Here is a 24,841-nt window from a genome sequence, read left to right as displayed (position 1 = left end):
GCGCCGAGCGCGCCGGCCCCGGCGGCCGCCCCCGGGCCCGAGCCGGAGACCGCTCCGGCCGGGCCGGGCCCCGGCGGCCCCGGCCGGTCGGCCAAGCGGGTCCGCTTCCTGCAGGGGGCCTGGGCGGTGAGCCTGCTGGCGGCGCTCACCCTGGGGTTCGTCGGCTACCTGTTCACGGCCTCGCACCTCCAGCAGAAGCACTTCCAGTCCACCGCGTACAAGTCCTTCCGCGACCAGCTCGGCAAGGCGACCGCCCCGACCGGCAAGGCGCCGGACGGCTCCCCCGTCGCCCTGCTGGACATCCCGGCGATCGGGCTGCACCAGGCGGTCGTGGTGGAGGGAACCACCGGCCGGGACCTCATGAAGGGCCCCGGCCACCGCCGGGACACCGCGCTGCCCGGGCAGACCGGCGTGGCGGTGGTGTTCGGCCGCGGTGCGACCTTCGGGGCACCGTTCGGCGAGCTCAGCAAGCTGCGGGTGGGCGACAAGATCGAAGCCACCACCGGTCAGGGCAAGTTCACCTACACCGTCAACGTGTACGGAGACGAGGACCACCCGGTCGTCGACCCGGTCCGCAACCGGCTGGTGCTGGTGACCAGCGACTCCGACTGGATCCCGAGCTCGACGGTGCTCATCGGCGCGCGGCTGGACTCCGACCCGGTGGTCAACCCCGGCGGCCGCCCCGCCACCGTCCCGTACGACAAGGCGCTGGCCGCCGACAAGAGCGCCCTGGCGGCGCTGCAGCTGTGGTCGCTGGCCCTGCTCGGCGCGGTCGTCGCCGTCGTCGTGCTGGCCCGGTACTGGCGCCGCTCGGCCGCCTACCTCAGCCTCGCGCCGGTGATCGGCGCGCTGCTCTGGGCGGTCTACGAGAACGCCGCCGCCCTGCTGCCCAACCTCTACTGAAGCGCGCCCGGAGGACCGTACCGATGACGGATGCACCGATGACCGACCTGCCGCACAACAAGGCCCCGGGGGCCGACGAGACCACGATGACGCTGCCCGCCGTCCCGCCGGCCGACGGGTACGCCGGCCACGGGACCGGGCAGGACGGGCAGCCCCTGCTGTACCCGCAGGACGCGCACTACGACGGCTACGACCGGACGTCCGTGCTGGCCGGGCTGGAGACCCGGGACGTCTCCGCCTGGTTCGGCTCCCGCAAGGTGCTGGAGCGGGTCTCGCTCGCCATGCCCGCCGGGGAGGTGACCGCCCTGATCGGCCCGTCCGGCTGCGGCAAGTCCACCTACCTGCGGATCCTCAACCGGATGCACGAGATGATCCGCGGCGCCGCGCTCTCCGGCGAGGTGCTGCTGGACGGCGACGACGTCTACCGCCCCGGCCGCCGCCCCGCCGACGTGCGCCGGCGGATCGGCATGGTGTTCCAGCGGCCCAACCCGTTCCCGGCGATGTCCATCAAGGACAACGTCTCCAGCGGGCTCAAGCTCGCCGGGATCAAGGTCTCCCGGGACGAGCGGGAGCACCTGGTGGAGACCAGCCTGCGCCAGGCCGGTCTCTGGGACGAGGTGGCCAGCCGGCTGGACGCCCCCGGCGGCTCGCTCTCCGGCGGCCAGCAGCAGCGCCTGTGCATCGCGCGGTCGCTGGCCGTCTCGCCGGACATCCTGCTGATGGACGAGCCCTGCTCGGCGCTCGACCCGACCTCGACCCGCCGGGTCGAGGAGACCATCGCGGAGCTGCGCGGCCGGCTCACCATCGTGATCGTGACCCACAACATGCAGCAGGCCCAGCGCGTCTCGCAGAGCTGCGCGTTCTTCCTGGCCACCCACGACACCCCCGGCCGGATCGTCGAGGCCGGGCCGACCGAGCAGGTGTTCCACAACCCGTTCGACCAGCGGACCTCCGACTACGTCAACGGCCGCTTCGGCTGATCCGGCCGCTCCGGGCCCCGGCGGGCCCGGACCCCCGTCTCACTCGCCGCGGTGCCGGAGGATCTCCTCCAGCACCGCGGCGACGCCGTCCTGCTCGTTGCTCACCGTGTGCAGCGGCACCGCCGCCAGCACCTGCGGGTGGGCGTTGGCGACGGCGTAGGCGGTGCCGGCCCAGGCCAGCATCTCCAGGTCGTTCGGCATGTCGCCGAAGGCCACTACCTCGCTCCGGTCGATCCCGCGCCCGGCGCACCAGCGGGCCAGCGTGCTCGCCTTGGTGACGCCGGGCGCACTGATCTCCAGCAGCGGGATCGGCGCCGAGCGGGTGATCTCGGCGAGTTCCCCGGCCGCCTCCCGGGCCTCGCCGAGCAGCTTGTCCGGATCCAGGTCGGGGTGCTTGGCGAGCAGCTTGAACAGCCCGCTCACCGGGCCGCCCGCGCCGAGCAGTTCCTCCGCCGGACCGACCGGGTGGCTCTCGTCCTGCCCCCACATCCGCACCTCGTAGCCGGGCTCACGGGCGAACCCGGCCGGGTACTCGAAGGCGAACGCCGTCCCCGGCAGCTTGGCCCGCAGCCGCGCGACCACCGCCAGCGCGTCCTCGGCCGCCAGCGGGAACGACTCCAGCAGCTCACCGCGCCGCACGTCCACCACGGCCCCGCCGTTCGAGCAGATCGCCACCCCGTGGCCGCCGATGTGCGCGCTCACCTGCTTCATCCAGCGCGGCGGGCGGCCGGTCACGAACACCACCTGGATCCCGGCCGCCTCGGCGGCGGCCAGCGCGGCGGCGGTGCGGGCGGTGACGGTGCCGCCGGAGCAGAGCAGCGTGCCGTCCAGATCGGTGGCGATCAGCCGGGTCGGGGGAGCGGTGCGCGGTGTGGTCACCGCTCCATCTTCGCCCACCGCCGCCGGGAGGTCAGCGGCGCGGGTCACCCCCGCTCCGCCCGCCCCGGCCCCGGCCGGGTTCCGCCCCGGCCCCGGCCCGTCGTGGGCGCTCCGGGCGATCACTGCGGCGCCTTTCGGCCCCCGCTGCGCCAGTTCCGGCCGATCCGGCCGTTCCCGGGGTGTCCCACCGCCTCCGACCGGGCAGGACTCCCCTCGGCCACCCCGTCGGCAGGAAGAGCCATGCGAACTCGCCAGGTCCGAGACGAGAGCCCCGTGACCGTCCCCGAAGCCGTGACCGCCCCCGAGACCGCCACCGTCCGCGGCGGCGCCCTCCTCCCGAAGGACGTGCTCCTCCGCGAGGACGCGCTCCTCCCGGACGACCCCGTACCGCCGTCCCGCGAGCCCGTCCTGATCGGCGACATCCTCTTCGAGACCCTCGCCGACCTGGCCCGCCGCACCACCCCGTCCCACCCCCTCCGGCTCCCCGCCCAACGCCCCCACCCCTGAGACCGGCGCCCGGGAGCCGTGCCCGGGAGCCGCCGTCCCAAGGCCTGCCCGGGACCGCAGCCCCGGGGCCCGGCCGCCCCTCAGTACTCCCCCGGCCCCTCCAGGGCGCGGGCGAGCCGCCGCAGGTCGCTGCGGTCCTTGGGCCGGTCCAGGTGGCCCTTCCAGCGCGCGGTGTCCGCCAGGGTGAGGAAGCGCAGCCCGCGGACCCGCTCCGCCCGGGCGAAGAGCTCCTCCGGCGTGCCCAGCAGATCGGGGAACCAGGCGTTGGTGATCTCCAGCCGGCCGCCCAGGAGGCTGACGGTCAGGACGTCGTCGAACGCCGCACGCCGCGGCTCGCCGAGCGCACAGGCCCGCGCGAACGCCTCCCCCCGGGCCACCACGTCCAGATCGCCGATGTGCGCCCGCAGCCCGTGCAGGCAGAGCGGCGCGCTGCCGGCGATCAGGAGGTCGTCGTAGGGCAGCGCCATCTCCCGCAGTTCGCGGAAGAGGCCGGAGTCGAGCAGTTCGAGTCGCGGGGACGCCGGCCGGGCCCAACCGGGCCGTCCGAGCGGAGCCCGCCGGCCGGGCCGGTCGCCCCGCCGGCAGGAGGAGCCGGTCCACCGGCGTCCCCGCACCAGCACCGGACTACCCCCGCAGTGCCGTGATGAGCGGCGGTACGGCGGCGATGAAGCCGGTGAGCGCCGCGATCACGATCGCGGCCTTCATCGGGGCGGTCCGGCTCATCCTGGCGACCGCGAAAGCGGCCAGGCCGAAGGCGCCCAGGGCGATGACGGCGGCGAGCGCCGCGATCCAGGTTCCGTTCATCCTGCCTCCTGACACGAGAAACCCTTGCCGAGCCCGTTGCCGGCCGACTCCGTGCCCTGGTAGGAGGCGCGGTCCCGACGTCGTCCGGCAGGGTCAACGCTAGGGCCGGAGTGTCCGTTGCATAAGGCCCGTCAGAAAGCGGATCGGGCTTATGAATTCGATACTTTGACAGGGTCTCGGACCGGCGGGGGCGGATAGCCTGGTCAGACTGCCGATGGCCTCTTTGCCGAGCCCACCCGCAGCGGATACTGCGGGTGGGGTTGCGGGGGTGGTAGCCCGCAGCCCCTACCTGCGGCTGAGTACGCGTGCCCGCCCTCCGGGCGTAGCCCTTCTACGCCGCCGTCCACGGTCAGTCGGCGGCCGCGAGCTCCGACAGCGCGTCCCAGTCCGTGACCATCAGCCGGCGGTAGCGCGTCCGCACCATGCCCCGCTCCCGGAACTGCCGCAGGACGCGGGCGACCCCCACGGCGGAGGAGGAGACGATGGCCGCCAGGTCCTCCTGGCTCAGCGGGAAGTCGATCACGGTCCCCTCCCCGTCGGTCCGCCCGTAGGACCCCGCGAGTTCGGAGATCGTCCGCGCCACCCGTACGGCCAGCGGGTACCCGCCGGTGTCCACCCGCGCCCGGGTGGCCGCCCGGAGCTTCTCGCTGACGGCGGAGACCAGCGCCAGCGCCAGCGCGGGCTCCGCGCGCACCTGGTTGACGAAGGTGTCGTGCGGCACCAGCCGGGCCCGGACCGCGGTGACGGCCTCCACCGTCGCGGCCCGCGGCGCCCGGTCGAGCACCCCGAGCTCCCCGACGAGGTCCCCGGCGGCCCGGAACGCCAGGAGGCTGACATGCCCTTCGGCGGTCATCGACGTCACCTTGGTCAGGCCGTCCAGGATCACGGCCAGGAAGGTCGACGGGTCGCCCTCGCGGACGAGCACCTCGTGCGGCTCGTAGTCCTTCCGGACCCCGACGCTCCACAGGGCCCGGTGCGCGTGGTCGGGCAGCAGGGACAGGTACGTACCGGCCGGCCAGTCCGCCGAACTCCGCCAGTGCGCCGGCGCGGTGCCCTGCCTCTCGCCGTCGTCGGACGGCTGGACACCCGTGCTCAATCGGCACCTCCCCGGCATGGACCTGACCCGATGTTCCCAGAGAAGGCCGCGCCGGTGAAGCCACACCCTTCCCCCGCCCCGGACCCCTCCGCGGGAGCGGGGCCCGGGCGGCCGGTGGAGGGCCGTCCTGCGGGGGCCGGAGCGTGACCGGGCGGTGAGCGGCACGCTCCGGCGGCGGCTCTCAGGAGGGGAGGCGGCTCAGTGCCGCGGTGGCGGTCCCGGCGAGGTCACGTCGGAGGCCGCGGCGACCGGGCGGATCAGGCCGGGCACGCCGGTGACCTCGGTCAATCCCTTTTCACCTATCGCGGGCTGAGCTGGATCCTTGGCCTGGAGCGGACGGTCACGGAGGTGAGAGGAATGCGTAAGCAGACTGGCCATCGGCTCTTGCGGCGTCGTCCTGCAGCTCGCGCCAGCCCGGGTGCTGCGGGTTGTGCAGTGCTGCGGCGAGAGCCAGCTTCTTCCGATCCGACCTCTCCAGCCGGTCCCGCAGCTCTATCGGGTTCATGGGCAGGGACAGAAGGAAAGCCAGGTCGCGATAGTGTCGGTCGGGCGCCGCAGTCTTGATGCTCAGTGCTGCGGACTTGGCGACAATCGATCCCAGTAGGCTCGGACGGCGGATGGTGCCGGTGCGTTCACCGAGTCTCACCTGAACAGACTCAGTCCGTTGGGCCGCTTGGCGGCCGCCGGGAACCTCCAAGGTCCGCCCTGGGGGAGTGGTCGTCAGGTCCGCCCGAGGCCCCAGATTGTCAGGGGCCAGCAAATCCACCACCAGATGCCCCTCCTCGGTACCCCTTTGGTAGCGGTGCAGCAGGTTGCCCTGCGGTGACATCCCCGCAGGAGAAAAGCCCAGACTGCCCAAGGCGGTCACCAGGCGGCTCAGGCTTCGTGGATCGGACAGTACGTCCGCGAGTACGTCCAGGTCGGCGCTGGCCGCTGGTGGTGTTCGGCCATGCTCCAAGCCGTGCATCAAGACCATCTGGCCGCCGATCAGGGACCATGCGTGCGGGACTCTCTCCGATAGGTCCAGGAGCACGTTCCACAGGTCGACCAGTGGCTTGGTCATAAACTCGGACTCGATCACGACCGTGGCTGTTGAGTCCGTCATTCGGAACCCACTTGCTGATGCAGGTGGGTGCTCAGGAGTCGTCGCAGCAGCTCCGCAGCAGCGGTCTCGGCCCGGTCTTCCCGGGAGTCGAGCAAGTCGGCTGCCACAACCGCGGCCGGCGCGTCGCTGCCCTTGGTCGGGGCGTCAGCGTTGGAGCGAAGGAAGGGCCAGACTTCTGCCGGGGCTACATGCATGAGCAGGTTGCCGCTCGCGTTGTCGCGGGCAAGTCCGAACCCGGCCTCCAGCTTGCCGACCTTGTCGGGATGTACATAGATCTCGGCCTTGCCCGGTGCCAGATAGCCGGCCCCTGCACGGGCTGCCGCACTGAGGCCGCTGCGGACCACGTCCGGGTCGTCCAGGAGCACGGACATCAGCCCGGTGTGAACGCGGTACCGCCTGCATTCAGCTCGGGCCCGCACCAGTTCCCCCAGCCGCGCAACTGGCAGGTCGTCGTGCGCGGCCATATTCCTGAGGCGACTCATGATCCTGGACCGCTCGGCATCCGACAGATTCGAAACCCGGTGGCCGCTGAGTGCAGCCAGGAGGCCCCACGCGTTGCGCACGGAGAGCGGGCGTCCTGCCGCGCCACCACGTTCCTTCCGCAGCCGAGCGCTATGGCCGTCGACCAGCCAACGTCCCCCGACGTGCTGACCTTCCAGCGATCCGGCTCGGAGAAGCTGTCGAACTCGGGAGTCGTCGATGTCGAGAATGGCGGCAGCTTGTTTCACTGAAAGTAGTTCCATGAACCCTCCTTCGTCTTCTCTCCCGAAACCGGGAGGGAAGACGCAACCAGCATCCCGCAGTGAGAGTCTTGCGTCAAACCTCCCGCACGGAGGAGAGAAGACGCAAGGCAACCAGTGCGCCGTAGGGTCGTTCCCATGCGGCTGGGCACGGTGATCCTCCCCATCCACCGGTGGAGCGAGGGACAGAAGATCTGGCGGCGGGCCGAGGAGCTGGGGTTCCACGCCGCGTACACCTATGACCACCTGTCGTGGCGGAGCTTCCGGGACGCGCCGTGGTTCGGGGCGGTGCCGACGCTGACGGCGGCTGCGACCGCCACCGAGCGGATCCGGCTGGGCACGCTGGTGACCTCGGTCAATCCGCTTTCACCCATCACAGGCTGACCTGTGGAAACACGGATCACGAATGCTCTGACCCGCCTCGAATCAGATGGCGATGAGCCGGATCCGGTCACCGCAGAGCTTGGCCATGTCGTCGATGTCCGAGGTGAGCATGGCCACCGGGCCTGGCTGGCGGAGCGCCATCTCGGCGACGGTGGCGTCGATGGCGTACTTGTGACCGTGCAGACCGGCCTGCTTGAGAAGCGCCGCGGAGGCTCTGGCCGTGTGCTCGGTCACGGGCTCGATCCTGACCTGCGAGAGCACCCAGTTCAGTCGGGCGGTGTTCGCCCTGGCGTGCGAGATCTCCACGATGGTGTTGGCGCCGATGACCAGGCCGGCCCCAATCGAGTGGAAAGCCTTGATCATCGCGAGCACGTCCCGGTCCTGCGAGATCCAGGCGGACATTCCCTGGGGGTCCAGTACGACGGTCTCGATCCGCACGCTCACGCGGCAGCCGCTCCGTTGCCCGGCTCGGACGAACCGAAGATCCTCTCGTGTGCGGCGGCGAGTTCCTCTTCCGTGAACGCGCCGTGCTGTTCCTCGTACTGGCGGAGTTCTTCCGCGATCAATTGATGCCTGATCTGCCGGGCCACTGCTTCCGCGACGTAGCCGGAGACGTTATCGGTGAGCTTCTTCAGCTCGGCCACCTGCTCCGTGGGCAGGGTGACCGTGATGCGCGTGGTAGCTGCCATGAAGCAAGCATACCGCCGGTATGCATACTCCGGCTGGTCTTCGGCGGCATAGTGTCGAGCCATGCGACTGAGCACGGTGATCCTCCCCATCCACCGGTGGAGCGAGGGACAGAAGATCTGGCGGCGGGCCGAGGAGCTGGGGTTCCACGCCGCGTACACCTATGACCACCTGTCGTGGCGGAGCTTCCGGGACGCGCCGTGGTTCGGGGCGGTGCCGACGCTGACGGCGGCTGCGACCGCCACCGAGCGGATCCGGCTGGGCACGCTGGTCACCTCGCCGAACTTCCGGCAGCCGGTGACGCTGGCGAAGGAGCTGATCACCGTCGACGACGTCTCGGGCGGGCGGCTGACGGTCGGGATCGGGGCCGGCGGCACGGGGTTCGACGCGACGGCGATGGGGCAGGAGGCGTGGTCGCCGCGGGAGCGGGCGGACCGGTTCGGCGAGTTCCTGCCGCTGCTGGACGAGCTGCTGCGCCAGGACGCGACGACGCGCGAGGGCGCGTACTACTCGGCGGTCGAGGCGCGGAACATCCCGGGGTGCGTGCAGACGCCGCGGGTGCCGTTCTACGTCGCCGCGACCGGGCCGCGCGGGCTGCGGCTGGCGGCGGAGTACGGGCAGGGCTGGGTGACGTACGGGGACCCGAAGGCGCCCGCGGACGTTCCGGTGGCGCAGGCGCCCGCGGTGGTCGCGCGGCAGATCGAGAAGCTCGCGGCGGCCTGCGGGGAACGCGGCCGGGACGTCGGCGGGCTGGAGAAGCTGCTGCTCCAGGGGTCGACGGCGGAGAAGCCGCTGCAGTCGCTGGAGGCCTTCGTGGACTGGGCCGGCACCTACAAGGAGCTGGGGATCACCGAGTTGGTGATCCACTGGCCCGTTCCGGACTCCGTCTTCGCCAACGACCTCGCCGTCTTCGAGGAGATCGCCACCGAGGGCCTCGCCCGGCTGGGCTGACCCCGGCGGTGGCGGGAGGGACGACCAGGAGAGCGGCGAGCGCGACCAGGAGAGAGGCGGTTCCCGTCGTGCCGGAAGCACGGAAGGCCCCGGGGACACCGGGGACACCGGATACACCGGGGACACCGGAAGCACCCGTGATCCGCGGGGACGCCCCCGGGTCCTTCGCCCGGAGCGTCTTCCACGAGCGCCACCCCGTGCTCGTCCGCCGGGTCCTCGGGGCGCTGCCGTACGGCCCCGGGCAGCGGGACGCGCTGGAGCGGCTGCTCCGGGAGAGCACCGACGGCGTCCTGGAGCCGCCCGCGGCGGACGCCCCGGACGCCGCCCGGTGGCGGGAGTGGGGCGAGGGCCACTGGGGGAGGCCCTGGGGCGAGGCGCCGTTCCTGTGGGCGGAGAGCCACTTCTACCACCGGCTGCTCGAAGCCACCGGGTACTTCGGGCCGGGGGCGTGGCGTGGCGTCGACCCGTTCGCGCCGTTCAAGGACGCCGAGCTGGCCGGCGCGGCCGTCGACGACGAACTGGCCGCGCTGGACGGCCTCGACGGGCTGCCGGACGACCGGCGGGCGCGGGCGCTGCTCGCCTCGGCGGTGTGGGGCAACCGCGCGGACCTCGGTTTCCGGCTCACCGCCCGGGACGCCGACCCGGTCGGGTCCGGCCTGCTGGTGGACGACGGCGGGGCGCTCCTCGCCGCGCTGGACGCGGCGGACGGCGGACGGGTCTGCGTCGTCGCGGACAACGCCGGCCGGGAGCTGCTGCCGGACCTCGTCCTGATCGACCACCTGCTCGCCGCCGGCCGGGCGGCGCGGGTCGTCCTGTACGTGAAGCCGCAGCCGTACTTCGTCTCGGACGCGACGACGGCCGACGCCCTCGCCGCGCTCGGACGCCTGCGCGGCGCGCCCGCGCGGTCCGCCGCCGCCGCGGTCGGCGACCGGCTGTGGCGGGCGGTGCGCGGCGGCGCCCTCGACATCCGCACGCATCCGTTCTTCTGCGCCCCGCTGCCGTTCCACGACATGCCGGGCGACCTCCGGGACGAGCTGACCGGCGCGGCGATGACGGTCCTCAAGGGCGACCTCAACTACCGCCGGCTGGTCGGCGACCGGCTGTGGCCGCCGACCACCCCCTTCGCCGCGCTGACGGCCCACTTCCCGACACCGGTCGCGGCGCTGCGGACCCTGAAGTCGGACGTGGCGGTCGGCCTCGGCGCCGGGACCGTCGCCGGGCTGGACGCCACGGGGACGCCGTGGCGCACCAGTGGCCGGTACGCCGTCGTCCAGGTCGCGCACCCGCAGGCCGGGCCGGGCTGAGCGGGCACGGGCCGGCCGGAGCGGGAACGGCCGGACGGGAACGGGCCGGAGCGGGTCCGCGGCGGCGCCGGGACGGGGGTGTGGCGGGTCCGCGGCGGCGCCGGATCCCCTAGGGGAAGAGCGGCCCGCCGTCATACCGCAGCAGCAGAAGGGGTCGTCACCGCAGTGCATGACCACGGACGGACGCGGCCACTACGGTGAAGGACGTGTCCACTGTCATCAAGACGGACGGCCTCACCAAGAGGTTCCCCCGGGTGACCGCCCTCGATCGGCTGACCGTTGAGGTCGAGCCCGGGGTGGTCGGTCTGGTGGGGGCGAACGGGGCGGGCAAGTCCACACTCATCAAGATCCTGCTCGGGCTGGCCCCGGCGACCTCCGGCACCGGGCGGGTGCTCGGGCTGGACATCGCCACCCAGGGCTCCGAGATCCGGGAACAGGTCGGCTACATGCCGGAGCACGACTGCCTGCCGCCGGACGTCTCGGCCACCGAGTTCGTGGTGCACATGGCGCGGATGGCCGGACTGCCGGCCGCCGCGGCGCGCGAGCGGACGGCGGACACGCTGCGGCACGTCGGGCTGTACGAGGAGCGGTACCGTCCGATGGGCGGCTACTCCACCGGCATGAAGCAGCGGGTGAAGCTGGCGCAGGCGCTGGTGCACGACCCGAAGCTGGTGCTGCTGGACGAGCCGACCAACGGGCTGGACCCGGTCGGCCGGGACGACATGCTGGCGCTGATCCGGCGGGTGTACACCGACTTCGGCATCTCGGTGCTGGTCACCACCCACCTGCTGGGCGAACTGGAGCGCACCTGTGACCACCTGGTGGTCATCGACGGAGGCAAGCTGCTGCGCTCCTCCTCCACCGCCTCCTTCACCGGCGCGACGGCCACCCTGGCCGTCGAGGTGACGGACCATCCGGAGGACCACGCGCTGGACGCGAGCGCCGCGGTGCTCGAACGGCTGACGGCGGCGGGGCTCTCGGCGCGGACGGACGGCACCCGGATCCTGCTGGTCCGGCTGGCGGGCGACGCCACGTACGACACCATCCGGGACGCGGTCGCGGACCTCGGGCTCGGCCTGGTGCGGCTGGAGCAGCGGCGGCACCGGGTTGCGGAGCTGTTCACCGCGGGCACCGAAGGGGAGCACGCCGAAGGGGACCACATGGAGAGCGAGGAGGGAACCGCGGATGTCGCTGTCTCCTGAGTCCCGCGCGGCGGACACCGGTGTCATCCACGACATCGGCTACCGCGGCTACACCGGCCCCCGGCTGGGCCGCGGGTACGCCACCCGTTCGCTGTTCACCCAGAGCCTGCGCGCCGCGTACGGCCTCGGGCGTTCCGGCAAGTCCAAGGTGCTGCCGATGATCGTGCTGGGCGCGGTCACCGTGCCGGCCCTGATCATCGTCGCGGTCGCCGTGATCACCGGCTCGGGCGAGCTGCCGGTCGACTACGCGGACTACCTCAGGACCATCGCTCTGGTGGTCTCGATCTTCCTCGCCTCCCAGGCGCCGGTGCTGTTCTCCCGGGACCTGCGCCACCACACGGTGCCGCTGTACTTCTCCCGCCCGATCACCCGCGCCGACTACGTCCGGGCCAAGTTCGGGGCAATGGCCTGCGCCCAGCTGCTGCTGATGCTGGCGCCGCTGCTGGTGCTCTACGCCGGTTCGCTGCTGGTCGGGCTGAAGTTCGGCGACCAGACCGAGCACTTCCTGTACGGCCTGGTGGCCGCGGTGCTCTACGCGCTGGTGCCGACCTCGGTCGCGGTGGTGATCGCCGCCGCCACGCCGCGCCGCGGCTTCGGGGTGGCCGCGATCATGGGCTACCTCGCGATCAGCACCACGGTGCTGGGGGTCGTCGTCGGGACGAGCCTGGCCGCCTCCGACTTCGGCACGGAGCTCCCGGAGTCCGCGCAGTGGGCGGCGCTGCTGTCGCCCGGCGGGCTGGTGGAGAGCCTGGTCAACGAGCTGTTCGACCTCGGCTCCGGCGCCGAGCGGCTGCACGCGCCCGGCGCCCCCGGCGTCCTGGTGTTCACCGCCGTCGCCGCCGCGATGGTGGCCGGCTCCTACCGGCTGCTGCTGCGCCGCTACCGGAACGTCTGAGAGGGAGTCATGGCCACCATCACCATCGACAAGGTCTCCCGCTGGTTCGGCAACGTGGTCGCCGTCAACGACGTCAGCATGGCGATCGGCCCCGGCATCACGGGCCTGCTCGGACCGAACGGGGCCGGCAAGTCGACCCTCATCCACATGATGAGCGGCTTCCTGGCGCCGTCCACCGGCACGGTCACCCTGGACGGGGCGCCGATCTGGCGCAACCAGGAGGTGTACCGGCAGATCGGTCTGGTCCCCGAGCGGGAGTCGATGTACGACTACCTGACCGGCTGGGAGTTCGTGCTCGCCAACGCCGAGCTGCACGGTCTGCCCCACCCGGGCGCGGCCGCCCGCAAGGCGCTCGCCCTGGTCGAGATGGAGTACGCCCAGGAACGGCGCACCGGCACCTACTCCAAGGGCATGAAGCAGCGGGTCAAGATGGCCTCGGCGCTGGTCCACGACCCGGCCGTGCTGCTGCTCGACGAGCCGTTCAACGGCATGGACCCCCGGCAGCGGCTCCAGCTGATGGACCTGCTGCGGCGGTTCGGTTCGGACGGGCGGACGGTGCTGTTCTCCTCGCACATCCTGGAGGAGGTCGAGCAGCTGGCCCGGCACATCGAGGTCGTGGTGGCCGGCCGGCACGCCGCCTCGGGCGACTTCCGGCGGATCCGCCGGCTGATGACCGACCGTCCGCACCGCTACCTGGTCCGCTCCAGCGACGACCGGCGGCTCGCGGCGGCGCTGATCGCCGACCCGTCGACGGCCGGCATCGAGCTGGACCTCCAGGAGCGGGCGCTGCGCATCCAGGCGGTGAACTTCCAGGGGTTCACCACCCTGTTGCCGCAGGTGGCCCGGCAGGCCGGCATCCGGCTGTACACCGTGGCACCGGCGGACGAGTCGCTGGAGAGCGTGTTCTCCTACCTCGTCTCCGCCTAGCGGCGCCGTTCCCGCGCGCCGCGCCCGAACACCGCGTTCCGGCCGGCCGCGGGGCCCCGCAGCCGGCGCCCGGCCCGCCCCGTGGCGCGGCACCCACCGCCAGGACCCCGTGCGGCACCCACCACCAGGACCCCAGGAAGGCCGACCCACCATGAACCCGACCGTCGCCAGGCTGACGCTGCGCGGCCTGCTGGGCCGCCGCCGCGGCCTGCTGCTGCTGGTGGTCCCCGTCCTGCTGCTGCTCGTCTCGGCGCTCGCCGTCGGCGTGGGCGACGGCGGGAGCAGGCACGACCTGGTCGTGAACGTCCTCGGCAAGCTCGCGCTGGGCACCCTGCTGCCGATCCTCGGCCTGGTCGTGGGCACCGGCGCCATCGCCACCGAGATCGACGACGGCTCGATCGTCTACCTGCTCGCCAAGCCGCTGCCGCGCTGGAAGATCATCACCACCAAGCTGGCGGTCGCGATCGGCATCACCTGGGCCTTCTCGGCGGTGCCGGTGCTGCTCTCCGGGCTGTTGATGTACGGCACCCGGGAGGGGCTGGCGCTCGCCTACACGGTGGCCGCCCTGGTCGCCGGGGCCGCCTACAGCGCGCTGTTCCTGCTGCTCGGGGTGGTGACCCGGCACGCGGTGGTGGCCGGGCTGGCGTACGCGCTGGTCTGGGAGGCGCTGGTCGGAAACTTCGTCGAGGGCGCCCGCAAGCTGAGCATCCAGCAGTGGGGCCTGTCGGTGGCCGAGTCGGTGGCCGCCGAGGGATCGATCACCTCGGTGGTCTCGCTCGGCATGGCGGTGCCGATGCTGGTGCTGGTCGCGGTGGCGGCCACCGCGCTGGCCTCGGTGAAGCTGGCCGGCCTCACCCTGGCCTCGGACGAGTAGCACCCCGGCGGCGCGCCCGCCGGACCGTACGACGGAGCCCCCCGCCGGTGTCCTCACCGCCGGGGGGCTCCGTTGTACGGCGTCGCCGGAGGGTTCAGAGCGTCCGGTCGCGGCCGGCGCCCCAGCCCGCGGCGGCGACCACGGCGGCCAGCACCAGCATCAGCGCCAGCGGCGTGGTCCAGCCGCCGGTCAGCTGGCGCAGGGCGCCGGCCCCGACCGGGCCGGCCGCCGCGACCAGGTAGCCGATCGCCTGCGACATGCCGCCCAGCTGGGCGGCGCCGGCCGCGCTGTCGGTGCGCAGCACGATGAAGGCGAGCCCGAGGCCCAGCGAGCCGCCCTGGGCGACGCCCAGGATGGTGGCCGAGACCCAGGCGCCGGGCACCGGGGCGATCAGCAGGACGGCGATGCCGACCCCGTTGAGGACGGCCATCGAGACGGCGAGCGCCCGCTGGCTGGTCATCCGGCCGGCGAACAGCGGCACCAGGAAGGCACCGGTCACCTGCACCAGGTTGGAGAACGCGAAGACCAGGCCGGCCTCGCCGCGGTCCATGCCGTGGTCGGCCAGGATGGTCGGCATCCAGGCGACCAGCGTGTAGACCAGCAGCGACGAGACGCCCATGAAGAGGCTGATCTGCCAGGCCAGCGGGGAGCGCCAGAGGCCCTCGACGGGCCGGCTCGACGCGGCGGCGGGGGAGAGCGCGACGGCCGGTCCGCCGGCGGCCCCGCCGCGCGCCGCCCGGGCCCGCAGCACCTGCGGCAGCCAGGCCACCGCGGCGACCAGCGCCAGCACCGACCAGGCGCCGAGCGAGGCCTGCCAGCCACCGCCGAGCGCGTGCTCCAGCGGCACCGACAGACCGGCCGCCATGGTGGCGCCGACCAGCATGGTGGTCGAGTAGACGCCGGTCATCGTGGCGGCCCGGTCCGGGAACTCGCGCTTGACCAGACCCGGCATCGAGACGTTCAGCACCGCGATCGCGACGCCGATCACCACGCACCCGGCGTACAGCGCCGCCACCGAGGGCAGCACCCGCAGCAGCACGCCGGCGCCCAGCACCAGCACCGCGCCCAGCACCACCCGCTCGGTGCCGAACCGCCGGGTCAGCCGCGGGGTGAGCGGCGCGCCGACACCCTGGAAGAGCACCGGGACGGTGGTGATCAGCCCGCTCGCGGTGGCGGAGAGCCCGAAGGTGCGCTGGATCTCGGCGACCATCGGCGACACCGCCGCCAGGCAGGCCCGCATGTTCAGGGCGACCAGCACGATGCCGGTCAGCAGCAGCGCGGGGTGGGCCAGCCGGCTGCGGACGGGGAGCGGGACGGTGGTGGTGACAACCGGCTGCTGGGCGCGGGTGACGGCCATGGGTGGTGCTGCTCTTTCGTGGAGGACGGGCCGCGCGGAGGCGGACGGACCCGTGCGGGCGCGCGGGCGGGCGCGCACAACCGCACGGAGCACGTGGACGGGACGCGGGAGCGGACGGAAGGGGGCCTGGGCCCGGTCACTTCCGGGCGGCGATGGCGGCGAGGAGCTGCTCGACGGCGGCGGTCGGCTCGGCGAGCAGCGCGCGACACGCCCGCTCGGCCCGCTCCGGGTCGCCGCTCTCGATCGCGTCGACGAGGGCCTCGTGGGTCGCGACGACGACCTCGGGCATGTCGTGGTCGCCGAACGACGCCCGCATCGACTCGCGCACCGAGGCGCCGAAGTAGCGGTACACCTCGGTCAGTGCCGGGTTGTGCGCGGCCTCGACGACGGCGGTGTGGAACTCCAGGTCGTGCTCGACGGTGGCCTCGCGGCCGGCCCGCTCGGGGTGCGCCGCTATCACCTCGGCCTCGCGGGCCAGCGCGGCCCGCATCCGGCGGACGTCCTCGGGCGTGTGCCGCAGCGCCGCCAGCCGGGCGGCCTCGGTCTCCAGCGCGGCGCGGACCTCCAGGACGTCCCGCACGCCGGAGCGCTGCACGCCGCGCAGCACGGCGGCCGGGTCGCTGGTGGAGCGGACGAAGGTGCCCTCGCCCTGCCGGGAGACCAGCATCCCGGCGTGCACCAGTACCCGGATCGCCTCGCGGACGGTGTTGCGCCCGATGCCGAGGCGCTCGGCGAGCTCGTGCTCGGTGGGGATCCGCGAGCCGACCGGCCAGACGCCGGCGCTCAGCTGCTCCCGCAGCTGCTCGATCGCGGTGTCGACGAGGGAGCGCCGTCCGGCGGTCTGCAGCGTGTCGTTGCCGCTGTTCGGGCTGCTCATGACGGGCTCCTCCCCTTCTGCGCGGTCCGGTGCCGCGCGGCGGTGGTCCCGCGGCGGCTCCTCGAACCCTCGGTCGTCGGTCATCCTACAACTGCTTGCCCGGTCATCCTACAACTGGGGATGAACGGCTCGGGAACCGTCCACGGCGGCCTGGCGTTCCTCCGGACGACCGGCGATCCGGTGAGAACGGGGCCCGGTCCACAGCCCTTGATGCGAGGAGAGCGTCCGCATGGTGTTCAAGAAGCTGCTCGGTGCCCTGGGCGTCGGCGGTCCCGGGGTCGACACGGTCCTGAGCACGCCGGTCGTGCAGCCCGGCGGGACGATGGCCGGCACGGTCGAGCTGACCGGGGGGACGGTGGAGGCGGACATCCGGGGGATCACGCTGACCCTGGTCGCCCGGGTGGAGATCGAGCACGAGGAGGGCGAGAGCACCGGCCTCTACCCCTTCGCGCGCTTCTCGGTCACCGCGCCGCTGAAGCTGGCGCCCGGCGAGAACCGCTCGATCCCGTTCGCCGTCCAGGTGCCGTGGGAGACGCCGGTCACCGCCATCGCCGGGCAGCGCCTGCACGGCATGCAGCTCGGTGTGCGCACCGAGGTCGACATCGCGGGCGCGCTGGACAAGGGCGACTCCGACCCGCTGGACGTCGAACCGCTGCCGGTGCAGCACCGGATCCTGGAGACCCTGCTCCAGCTGGGCTTCCGCTTCCGCTCGGCGGACCTGGAGGCCGGGCACATCCGCGGCACCGGTCAGACGCTGCCGTTCTACCAGGAGATCGAGTACTCCTCGGCCCCGCAGTACGCGCACGCGTGCAACTCGCTGGAGGTCAGCTTCGTGACCACCCCCGACAAGGTCGAGGTGGTCCTGGAGGCCGACCGGCGCGGCGGGCTGTTCGGTGGCGGCGGGGACGTGATCCGCACCCACGTGGTCGGCCACGGGCAGGCCGGCGAGGACCTCACGGCGCTGGTCGACGGCTGGATCCGCGCGGCGCTCTGAGGCGGGCCGGCGCTCCGGGCCCTCCGGCGCCCCGTCCCCGGCCCTCAGCCGTAGGAGACGTTGCGGCAGATGTCGTCGTCGGCCGATCTGGCCCCGCTGACCACCTCGGCGGGCAGCGGGGCCGGGGCGCCGGACGGTCCGGCGGTGCCCGGGGCGGGCCCGGCGGCCGGGGTGCTCGCGGCCGCGTAGTCCCGGCCCAGCCGCAGGCTGATCCCGGCAGCGGGGCCTGGGGACACCGCGGCGCCGGGGAACAGCGTGGCGACCTTCTCCGCGTTGGCCCGCTGGCCTGCCCCGTACTCGACGGCGGTGGTCGGCCGGGCGGCGCCGCGTGCGGTGGCCGTCCCGGTGACGGTGACCCGGGCCGCCCGGAGCGTCTCGGCGGCCCGGGCGGCCAGGCCGGGGGTGCCGGAGCCGTTCTGGACGGCGACCCGGATCGGCGCGCCGTCGGGGGCGAGCGGGGCGGGGGACGGCGGCGCCGCGGGCGAGGGCGGCGCCGTCGGTGCGGCGGAGTCCTCCTGGCGGCCGGTGGCGTCCTGGCCGTCGATCGTCCGGTCGGCCTGCAGGGTCCGCCACAGGGCGTCGACCGCCGGGTGCACCAGGTCGATCCGCGCGCCGTTGTAACGCCAGGGCGTGGTCAGGAACTTGACCTCGTGCAGGTCGATGTCCTTGAGCGTGAGCGCGAAGTCCATCAGTTTGGCGGCCGAGTCGAGGCCCGGGTCGACGGTCATCGAACGGGTGGCCGCGTCGGCCAGCGGGAGCAGCGCGCCGGGGTTGAGTCCCTTGCTCTTGATCCTGGCCAGCAGTGATGCCAGGAAGGCCTGCTGACGCTTCATCCGGCCGACGTCGGAGTCGTCGCCGATCCCGTGCCGCAGCCGGACGTAGTCCAGCGCCCGCTGCCCGGAGACCCGCTGGCGGCCCTTGGCGAGCACGACCCCGCCCTTGCGCCCCAGGTTGGGGTTGATGTTCCCCTCGTGGATGTCGTTCGGCAGGCAGACGTCCACGCCGCCGACGGCGCCGGTCATCGCGGCGAAGCCCTCGAAGTTGACCTCGATGGTGTGGTCGACCCGGATGCCGGTGAGCCGCTCCACCGTGTTCTGCGTGCAGGCCGGGTTGCCGGCCTCGGAGTTCCCGACCGAGAAGGCGGAGTTGAACATCTGTCCGGGCTGCTCCCGGGTCCACTTGCCGTTCGGGAGCTTGCACCGGGGGACCGTCACCAGGGCGTCGCGCGGGATCGAGACGCCGACCGCGTGCCGGTGGTCGGCGTAGACGTGCAGCAGGATCGTGGTGTCGGAGCGGGCGCCGCCCTCGTCGCCGCCGCCGAGGTCGCCGTTGTTCCCGGAGCGGGAGTCGGAGCCGATCAGCAGCACGTTGACGGGCCGGTGGCCCTGCGCGTCGGCGCTCGGTTCGGGCGGCCGGTCGGGGGCGATGGCGTCCCCGTCGAAGGACCGGAGATTGCCGTTCAGCTTGTAGTACACCGCGCCGCCGGCGCCGGCCAGGGCCACCAGCGCCCCGGCCACCGACCAGGCGATCAGCCGCAGGGCACCGCGTCGGCCGTCCCGGGGCGCTCCCGGCGGGGCGGCCCGCCGGCCGGCCGCCCGGGTGCCGGAGCCGCGGCCGGACCGGGTGGGGGCGCCCCGGGACGGTGCGGTGCGGGACGGGGGGACGCGGCCGGGCACGGCGAACCCGTGTGCGGCCGGGCCGTGCGTGGTCAGGACCGGTGCGGCGGGGTTCGGTGCGCCGGGGCCCTGGGCGGGGAGGCCCTGGGCGGCGCGGTTCCGGGCCGCGCGGCGGGCCTCGGCCCGGCCGCCGGGGCGGGGCGGCGGGAACCTGCCGGGTCCGTCCTCGGGGGGTTCGGTCCGGACGCCGCCCTCGGCGCGCCGCCGCCCACCCGGATCCGGCGGGATCCCCTCCCACGGGACTGACATGGCGCGCACCTCTCAGCGGCCGAAGCGGGCAACCCTGGGAGCATACAAACTCCGCCGCCGCCGCCCGGCCGCCCGGCCGGGCCGCACCCCCGCCCACCCGCGGCTTCGTCGCGGGGGCTCACCGCATTCTCACTCCAACGGCTGAACCGCCGAGGCCGCCGCAGGGGTTCACCCGGAGCCCGGAGCCCGGAGCCCGGAGCCCGGAGCCCGGAGCCCGGAACCCGGAGCCCGGAGCCCGGAGCCGCGGGGCGCGTCCTGCCGGGTCCGTCAGGCCTGCCCGGCCGGGTAGAGCCGCTCCAGCACCGCCGCGACACCGTCCTCGTCGTTGCTCAGGGTGACCTCGTCGGCCACCGCGAGCAGCTCCTGGTGCGCGTTGGCCATCGCGACGCCGTGCCGCGCCCAGCCGAACATCGGCACGTCGTTGGGCATGTCGCCGAAGGCGATGGTCTCGGCGGCCCCGACCCCGAGCCGGCGGGCGGCGACGGCCAGCCCGGTGGCCTTGGAGAGGCCGAGCGGCAGGAGTTCGACGACCCCGGCGCCGGCCATCACCACACCGACCAGGCCGCCGGCCGCGCGGCGGGCGGCCTCGGCGAGGGCGTCGTCGGTCAGCCCGCGGTGCTGGATGTACAGCTTGCTGACCGGGGCGGCGAGCAGCTCGTCCTTGGCGGCCCGGACGACCGGCAGGTCGGAGCCGATCAGCAGCTCGTAGCCGGGGCCGGCCAGCACGTCGCCCTCCAGGCCGTCCTGGTTGGCGGCGATCGCCAGCGGGCCGGTCTCGGCCTCGATCTTCCCGATCGCGAGCGCGGCCAGCCGGCGGTCCAGGGTGAGCGAGGTGAGCAGCTTGTGCGCGCCCGCGTCGTAGACCTGGGCGCCCTGGCCGCAGACCGCTATGCCCCGGTAACCGATCTCGTCGAAGACCGGGCGGGCCCAGGAGGCCGAGCGGCCGGTGACGATGATGTGCAGAGCCCCGGCGGCGGTGGCGTCGGCCAGCGCGGCGCGGGTCCGGACCGAGACGCTCTCCGAGCTGTTCAGCAGGGTGCCGTCGAGATCGGTGGCGACCAGCCGGAAGGGCAGGCCGCCACCGTCCGCGGGGGAGACGGGGCTGGGGCTGTTGGTGCTCATGGGCCGTGCGTCTCCCGGGAGTTGCTTCGTCACTGCGTCCGCGTCGCCGCGGGTCGTCCGGCGCCGGTCGCCCGGCGCCGCCGGTGCTACTTCACCGGCTCCAGGACGGTGCGTCCGCCGAGGTACGGGCGGAGCGCCTCGGGGACCACGACCGAGCCGTCGGCCCGCTGGTGGTTCTCCAGGATCGCCACGATGGTGCGCGGGACGGCGACCAGGGTGCCGTTCAGCGTGGCCAGCGGGCGGACCTTGCCGTCCTCGCGCATCCGGATGGAGAGCCGGCGCGCCTGGTACTCGGTGGTGTTCGAGGTCGAGGTGACCTCGCGGTACTTGCCCTGGGTGGGGACCCAGGCCTCGATGTCGAACTTGCGCGCGGCCGAGGCACCGAGGTCGCCGGAGGCGACGTCGATCACCCGGTAGGGCAGTTCGAGGGCGTTGAGGAAGTCCTTCTCCCACTGGAGCAGGCGGCGGTGCTCGTTCTCGGCGTCCTCCGGCGTGGTGAAGACGAACATCTCCACCTTCTCGAACTGGTGGACGCGGATGATGCCGCGGGTGTCCTTGCCGTAGGTGCCGGCCTCGCGGCGGAAGCAGGACGAGTAGCCGGCGTAGCGCAGCGGCAGCTTCTCGGCGTCGAGGATCTCGTCCATGTGGTACGCGGCGAGCGGGACCTCGCTGGTGCCGACCAGGTAGCGGTCGTCGTCCGCCAGGAAGTACACGTTCTCGGAGGCCTGGCCGAGGAAGCCGGTGCCGTCCATCGCGGCCGGGCGGACCAGGGCCGGGGTGATCATCGGGACGAAGCCGGCCGCGGTGGCCCGGGTGATCGCCATGTTGACCAGGGCGAGCTCCAGCAGCGCGCCGACACCGGTCAGGTAGTACGAACGGGCGCCGGCGACCTTGGCACCGCGCTCGGTGTCGATCGCGCCGAGCAGCTGGCCCAGCTCGACGTGGTCACGGGGCTCGAAGCCCTCGGCGGCGAAGTCGCGCGGGGTGCCGATCTCCTCAAGGGTGACGAAGTCCTCCTCGCCGCCGACCGGGGCGGCCGGGTCGATGAGGTTCGCCAGCGAGCGGAGCAGGCGCTCCGCCTCCTCCTTGGCCGCGGTCTGCTCGGCGTCGGCGGCCTTGACCTCGGCGGCCAGCTCCTTGGTGCGCTGGAGCAGGGCGGCCTTCTCGTCGCCCTGGGCCTTGGCGACGAGCTTGCCGAGGCCCTTCTGCTCGTTGCGCAGTTCGTCGAAGCGCGTGCCCGAGGACCGGCGGCGCTCGTCGGCGGAGAGGAGGGCGTCGACCAGGTCGACGTCCTCGCCACGGACGCGCTGCGAGGCGCGCACTCGGTCAGGGTCCTCACGGAGCAGGCGAAGGTCAATCACGGGCCCAAGCCTACCGGGCGGGGGACTGTCCACCGGTACCGGTTTTCCCCTGGGGATAACTCCCCCCAGCCTGTGGATAACTTCTGTGGGAAACCGCCCGACGGGCAGTTTTCCACAGGCCCCGGGCCCGGGCTGTGGATCGCGGGGAGGTCCCGGTGGACGGTCGAGCGAACCGGGGAATTCCGGTTTCAAACCTGAATTGACCTTCCCGGGTGAGGGAATTGAAGCACTCGGACGGGTGATTTGCTGGCACCCGGGTGACTCTGGTCCGATTAGTCATCTCTGCGACGCAAACCGATGATCCGACCGATAGATGCAGTGGCTATACCGGTTTGTCGACTCGTCCCCAAGCCTGTGGATAACTCGGACCTGTGGACAGTGGACGGCCCTGTGGACAAGCCCCGCACCGGGGCGACCGCCCTGTGGACGGCCGCCCGGCGGGGTGGAAAACGGTTCGAAAAGGACGGACGGCCGGCCGGTGACGCCCGGATGTCCGCCCGGCTTCCCGGGGAGAAACCGCTGGGGAAACCGGCTCAGACGTCCCCGCGCCCGTCGAGGCAGCGCGACAGCCAGTCCGAGGCCGCGGAGAAGTCCGCGTCCGAGGTGCCCGGCCGCTGGTGCCCGGACGGCTGCCCGTCGGCGCGCGGATAGGAACCGAGGAACCGCACCTGCGGGCAGATCCGCTTGAGGCCCATCAGCGCCTCGCCGACCCGGCGGTCGGTGAGGTGCCCCTCGCAGTCGATGAGGAAGCAGTAGTTGCCCAGCCCCTCCCCGGTCGGGCGGGACTCGATCCGCATCAGGTTGACCCCGCGCACCGCGAACTCCTGGAGCAGCTCCAGCAGCGCGCCCGGGTGGTCGTCCGGCAGCCAGACCACCATCGAGGTCTTGTCGGCCCCGGTCGGCGAGGAGACCCGTCCGGGCCGACCCGTCAGCACGAACCTGGTGGTCGCGCTGGCGGCGTCCACGATGTCCTTGACCAGCGGGTCGAGCCCGTAGATCGGCGCCGCGAACTCACCCGCGAACGCCCCGTCGTAGCGGCCCTCGGCCACCAGCCGGGCGCCGTCGGCGTTGGAGGCGGCGGACTCCCAGTGGGCGTCCGGCAGGTTGGCGGCCAGCCACCGGCGGACCTGGGCCTGGGCCACCGGGTGGCTGGTGACGGTCTTCACGTCGGACAGCGCGGTGCCCGGCCGGACCAGCAGCGCGAAGGTGATCGGCAGCAGCACCTCGCGGTAGATCATCAGCGGCGCGCCGGAGGCCAGTTCGTCGTTGGTCGCGGTCACCGCGCCCTCGACCGAGTTCTCGATCGGCACGAACGCGCCGGACGCCTCCCCGCCGCGCACCGCGTCCAGCACCAGCTGTACGGAGGACATCGGGACCAGCTCCCGGGTCGCGGCCTCCGGCAGGGTGCGCAGGGCCGCCTCGGTAAAGGTCCCGGCCGGCCCGAGGTACGTGTAGCGGGTTGCCGACATGACGCCTCCAAGGGGAACGGGACCGGTGCGGAAGATCGGCCGGGGCCGAAAGGAGCAACCTTAGCCACTCCGGACCCCTCCCACGATCGCGGTCCGCTCCGTGGGAGGGGGACGGGGCCGGCGGTGGACGGCGCGGCCGTCCGGGCCGGTCGGTCGAACAGGGGCCGGTCAGTCGAGCAGGGTCTGTCCGACGTAGCCGTCCCGCGCGGCGCCCGGCGGGACGGCGTAGACGCCGCTCGCCTCGTGCCGCAGGAAGCGGGAGAGCCCGTCGCCCCGGGCCAGTTTGCGCTGGACCGGGGTGAACCCCTTGCGCGGGTCGGCCTGGAAGGCCAGGAAGAGCAGCCCGGCGTCGGGCGAGCCGTCGGCGAGCAGCCCGTCGTGGTACGAGAACCCGCGCCGCAGCATCGCCGCCCCGCCGTTGGCGGCCGGTGCCGCGACCCGGACGTGCGCGTCGGCCGGGATCGCGAGCGAGCCGTCCGCCGCGCGGGCGGCGAGGTCCACCGGGGTGCGCTCGGCCGCGCCGTCGGGCGCGCCCAGCGGGGCACCGTCCGACTTGCGCCGGCCGATCACCCGCTCCTGGCGGTCCACCGGCAGCGCCTCCCAGTTGTCCAGCAGCATCCGGATCCGGCGGAACACCAGGAACGAGCCGCCGGCCAGCCAGGCCGGCTGCTCGCCGCCGGGGCCGGCGAACACGGTGGCCGCGAAGCCCTCCTCGCCGGGCCGGGGGTTGTTGGTGCCGTCGATCTGGCCCATCAGGTTGCGTCCGGTCACCGGCCGCCGGGCGGCCCCGGGCGTCCGGGCGAACCCGGCCGCCTGCCAGCGCAGCGCCGCGGTGCCGGCGGCCTGCCGCTGGAGCACCCGCAGGGCGTGCACGGCGACCAGCGCGTCGTCGGCGCCGATCTGGACGAACAGGTCGCCGTCCCCGCGCGCCGGGTCCAGCGCGTCGGCCGGGAACGCGGGCAGCGGCTCCAGACCGGCCGGCCGGCGGTCGGCCAGGCCCGCCTTGTCGAACAGGCCCGCGCCGAACCCGAAGGTGACGGTGAGCGAGCAGGGGCCGGCGTCCAGGGCGACCTGGTTCTCGAACTCGTCGGCCGGTTCGCCCTCGGCCATCCGGGCGGCCGTCCGCGACCAGCGCCGGAGCAGGGCGCGCAGGCCGTCCCGGCCGGCCCCGTCGGCCAGGTCGAAGGCGGCCAGCTGGACCCGGGCCTGCTGGGGTTCCAGGATCCCGGCCTGGTGCTCGCCGTGGAAGGGCACCCGGCCGCGCCCGAGGGCGCCGGCCGAGGGGGCGTCACCGGCCGCAGGACCGCGGCGGTCCGCGGCCAGGGCGGCGGCGGCGCCACCGCCGGCGCCGGCCACCAGGCCGGCCCCGGCGGTGCCCAGCAGGGCCCGCCGGGTGAACCCGGGGGCGGTGCCGGAGGTGGTGGCGCCGCCGGTTCCGGCGGTGCCGTGCGTCCCGCGGGTCCCGCTGTCGGTGCTGGTCTCCATCGTGACGGTCCGC

At 73.6% G+C, this 24,841-nt stretch carries 25 protein-coding genes and 1 pseudogene; 11 read left to right on the top strand and 15 right to left on the bottom strand.

Annotation, left to right across the window (positions count from 1 at the left end):
* Together ACFCX4_RS01370 and ACFCX4_RS01365 are read left to right on the top strand one after the other, a co-directional pair.
* Positions 1-903: sortase (locus ACFCX4_RS01370; RefSeq protein WP_376137846.1), on the top strand; the 903-nt coding region annotated here is incomplete at its 5' end.
* A 203-nt stretch (positions 904-1,106) separates the two neighbouring features.
* Positions 1,107-1,883 carry a phosphate ABC transporter ATP-binding protein gene (locus ACFCX4_RS01365; RefSeq protein ID WP_376137854.1) on the top strand — a complete coding sequence of 259 codons (777 nt, stop codon included), beginning with the start codon at positions 1,107-1,109 and terminating at the stop codon, positions 1,881-1,883.
* Positions 1,884-1,922: 39 nt separating this feature from the next.
* Here the strand turns inward: ACFCX4_RS01365 and ACFCX4_RS01360 are convergent, their stop codons facing one another.
* Positions 1,923-2,762, bottom strand: a complete 840-nt coding sequence (locus tag ACFCX4_RS01360) for an HAD family hydrolase (protein WP_376137844.1) — start codon at positions 2,760-2,762, stop codon at positions 1,923-1,925.
* Positions 2,763-3,002: 240 nt separating this feature from the next.
* On the opposite strand from ACFCX4_RS01360, the gene ACFCX4_RS01355 reads away from it, so the two are divergent.
* Entirely contained in the window at positions 3,003-3,269 is a 267-nt protein-coding gene (locus tag ACFCX4_RS01355; RefSeq protein WP_376137842.1) for a hypothetical protein, read from the top strand.
* Positions 3,270-3,349: 80 nt separating this feature from the next.
* Here the strand turns inward: ACFCX4_RS01355 and ACFCX4_RS01350 are convergent, their stop codons facing one another.
* From ACFCX4_RS01350 to ACFCX4_RS01330, 5 genes are all read right to left on the bottom strand, one after another.
* Positions 3,350-3,883 (bottom strand): hypothetical protein, encoded by a 534-nt coding sequence (locus ACFCX4_RS01350; RefSeq protein WP_376137841.1) that lies wholly within the window; start codon positions 3,881-3,883, stop codon positions 3,350-3,352.
* 10 nt (positions 3,884-3,893) lie between these two features.
* The gene (locus tag ACFCX4_RS01345; protein ID WP_376137839.1) at positions 3,894-4,073 is read right to left on the bottom strand and encodes a hypothetical protein; all 180 of its coding nucleotides are present in this window, start codon (positions 4,071-4,073) and stop codon (positions 3,894-3,896) included.
* A gap of 349 nt (positions 4,074-4,422) precedes the next feature.
* Complete coding sequence (locus tag ACFCX4_RS01340) at positions 4,423-5,169, bottom strand: Crp/Fnr family transcriptional regulator (RefSeq protein WP_376137838.1); 747 nt, start codon at positions 5,167-5,169, stop codon at positions 4,423-4,425.
* A gap of 340 nt (positions 5,170-5,509) precedes the next feature.
* A complete protein-coding gene (locus tag ACFCX4_RS01335) occupies positions 5,510-6,250 on the bottom strand; it encodes a hypothetical protein (RefSeq protein ID WP_376137837.1) in 741 nt (246 codons plus the stop codon).
* A 20-nt stretch (positions 6,251-6,270) separates the two neighbouring features.
* Positions 6,271-7,017 carry a helix-turn-helix domain-containing protein gene (locus tag ACFCX4_RS01330; RefSeq protein WP_376137835.1) on the bottom strand — a complete coding sequence of 249 codons (747 nt, stop codon included), beginning with the start codon at positions 7,015-7,017 and terminating at the stop codon, positions 6,271-6,273.
* A gap of 135 nt (positions 7,018-7,152) precedes the next feature.
* Here ACFCX4_RS01330 and ACFCX4_RS01325 point away from each other — a divergent pair.
* Positions 7,153-7,392 (top strand): annotated as a pseudogene (locus ACFCX4_RS01325) (LLM class flavin-dependent oxidoreductase); the annotation flags it as partial.
* A gap of 48 nt (positions 7,393-7,440) precedes the next feature.
* Here ACFCX4_RS01325 and ACFCX4_RS01320 read toward each other — a convergent pair.
* Positions 7,441-7,842 carry a DNA-binding protein gene (locus ACFCX4_RS01320; protein WP_376137834.1) on the bottom strand — a complete coding sequence of 134 codons (402 nt, stop codon included), beginning with the start codon at positions 7,840-7,842 and terminating at the stop codon, positions 7,441-7,443.
* Positions 7,839-8,087, bottom strand: a complete 249-nt coding sequence (locus tag ACFCX4_RS01315) for a hypothetical protein (RefSeq protein ID WP_376137832.1) — start codon at positions 8,085-8,087, stop codon at positions 7,839-7,841. Before ACFCX4_RS01315 ends, ACFCX4_RS01320 begins: the two co-directional genes overlap by 4 nt.
* Positions 8,088-8,148: 61 nt before the next feature.
* Between ACFCX4_RS01315 and ACFCX4_RS01310 the strand changes: the two genes are divergently transcribed.
* From ACFCX4_RS01310 to ACFCX4_RS01285, 6 genes are all read left to right on the top strand, one after another.
* Positions 8,149-9,036 carry an LLM class flavin-dependent oxidoreductase gene (locus ACFCX4_RS01310; RefSeq protein WP_376137831.1) on the top strand — a complete coding sequence of 296 codons (888 nt, stop codon included), beginning with the start codon at positions 8,149-8,151 and terminating at the stop codon, positions 9,034-9,036.
* Between the two features lie 137 nt (positions 9,037-9,173).
* Positions 9,174-10,340 (top strand): damage-control phosphatase ARMT1 family protein, encoded by a 1,167-nt coding sequence (locus ACFCX4_RS01305; protein ID WP_376137830.1) that lies wholly within the window; start codon positions 9,174-9,176, stop codon positions 10,338-10,340.
* A 206-nt stretch (positions 10,341-10,546) separates the two neighbouring features.
* Positions 10,547-11,542: an ABC transporter ATP-binding protein gene (locus ACFCX4_RS01300; protein WP_376137828.1), complete on the top strand. Its 996-nt coding sequence runs from the start codon at positions 10,547-10,549 to the stop codon at positions 11,540-11,542.
* Positions 11,526-12,437, top strand: a complete 912-nt coding sequence (locus ACFCX4_RS01295) for an ABC transporter permease (protein WP_376137826.1) — start codon at positions 11,526-11,528, stop codon at positions 12,435-12,437. Before ACFCX4_RS01300 ends, ACFCX4_RS01295 begins: the two co-directional genes overlap by 17 nt.
* 9 nt (positions 12,438-12,446) lie before the next feature.
* Positions 12,447-13,364, top strand: a complete 918-nt coding sequence (locus ACFCX4_RS01290) for an ABC transporter ATP-binding protein (protein ID WP_376137825.1) — start codon at positions 12,447-12,449, stop codon at positions 13,362-13,364.
* Positions 13,365-13,515: 151 nt separating this feature from the next.
* On the top strand, positions 13,516-14,238 hold the full coding sequence (locus ACFCX4_RS01285) for an ABC transporter permease (RefSeq protein WP_376137823.1): 723 nt from the start codon (positions 13,516-13,518) through the stop codon (positions 14,236-14,238).
* A gap of 94 nt (positions 14,239-14,332) precedes the next feature.
* Here ACFCX4_RS01285 and ACFCX4_RS01280 read toward each other — a convergent pair whose 3' ends face one another.
* Together ACFCX4_RS01280 and ACFCX4_RS01275 are read right to left on the bottom strand one after the other, a co-directional pair.
* Entirely contained in the window at positions 14,333-15,595 is a 1,263-nt protein-coding gene (locus ACFCX4_RS01280; protein WP_376137821.1) for a CynX/NimT family MFS transporter, read from the bottom strand.
* A 136-nt stretch (positions 15,596-15,731) separates the two neighbouring features.
* Entirely contained in the window at positions 15,732-16,472 is a 741-nt protein-coding gene (locus ACFCX4_RS01275; RefSeq protein ID WP_376137820.1) for a FadR/GntR family transcriptional regulator, read from the bottom strand.
* A 229-nt stretch (positions 16,473-16,701) separates the two neighbouring features.
* On the opposite strand from ACFCX4_RS01275, the gene ACFCX4_RS01270 reads away from it, so the two are divergent.
* Positions 16,702-17,466, top strand: coding sequence for a sporulation protein (locus ACFCX4_RS01270; protein WP_376137818.1), 765 nt, complete (start codon positions 16,702-16,704; stop codon positions 17,464-17,466).
* A gap of 44 nt (positions 17,467-17,510) precedes the next feature.
* On the opposite strand, the gene ACFCX4_RS01265 is transcribed toward ACFCX4_RS01270, so the two are convergent.
* The 5 genes from ACFCX4_RS01265 to efeB form a co-directional block, all read right to left on the bottom strand.
* On the bottom strand, positions 17,511-19,391 hold the full coding sequence (locus ACFCX4_RS01265) for an LCP family protein (RefSeq protein ID WP_376137817.1): 1,881 nt from the start codon (positions 19,389-19,391) through the stop codon (positions 17,511-17,513).
* Between the two features lie 267 nt (positions 19,392-19,658).
* Positions 19,659-20,513 (bottom strand): HAD family hydrolase, encoded by an 855-nt coding sequence (locus ACFCX4_RS01260; RefSeq protein WP_376137815.1) that lies wholly within the window; start codon positions 20,511-20,513, stop codon positions 19,659-19,661.
* 86 nt (positions 20,514-20,599) lie between these two features.
* A complete protein-coding gene (gene serS, locus ACFCX4_RS01255; RefSeq protein ID WP_376137813.1) occupies positions 20,600-21,874 on the bottom strand; it encodes a serine--tRNA ligase in 1,275 nt (424 codons plus the stop codon).
* Between the two features lie 533 nt (positions 21,875-22,407).
* Positions 22,408-23,343, bottom strand: coding sequence for a prephenate dehydratase (pheA, locus tag ACFCX4_RS01250; RefSeq protein ID WP_376137812.1), 936 nt, complete (start codon positions 23,341-23,343; stop codon positions 22,408-22,410).
* A gap of 168 nt (positions 23,344-23,511) precedes the next feature.
* On the bottom strand, positions 23,512-24,828 hold the full coding sequence (gene efeB / locus ACFCX4_RS01245) for an iron uptake transporter deferrochelatase/peroxidase subunit (RefSeq protein ID WP_376137811.1): 1,317 nt from the start codon (positions 24,826-24,828) through the stop codon (positions 23,512-23,514).
* Positions 24,829-24,841 lie beyond the last annotated feature (13 nt).

Source organism: Kitasatospora sp. NPDC056327 (assembly GCF_042261735.1).
GTDB lineage: Bacteria > Actinomycetota > Actinomycetes > Streptomycetales > Streptomycetaceae > Kitasatospora.
Note: the sequence above shows the minus strand (reverse complement) of the source record. Positions and strands in the feature narration are given on the sequence as shown.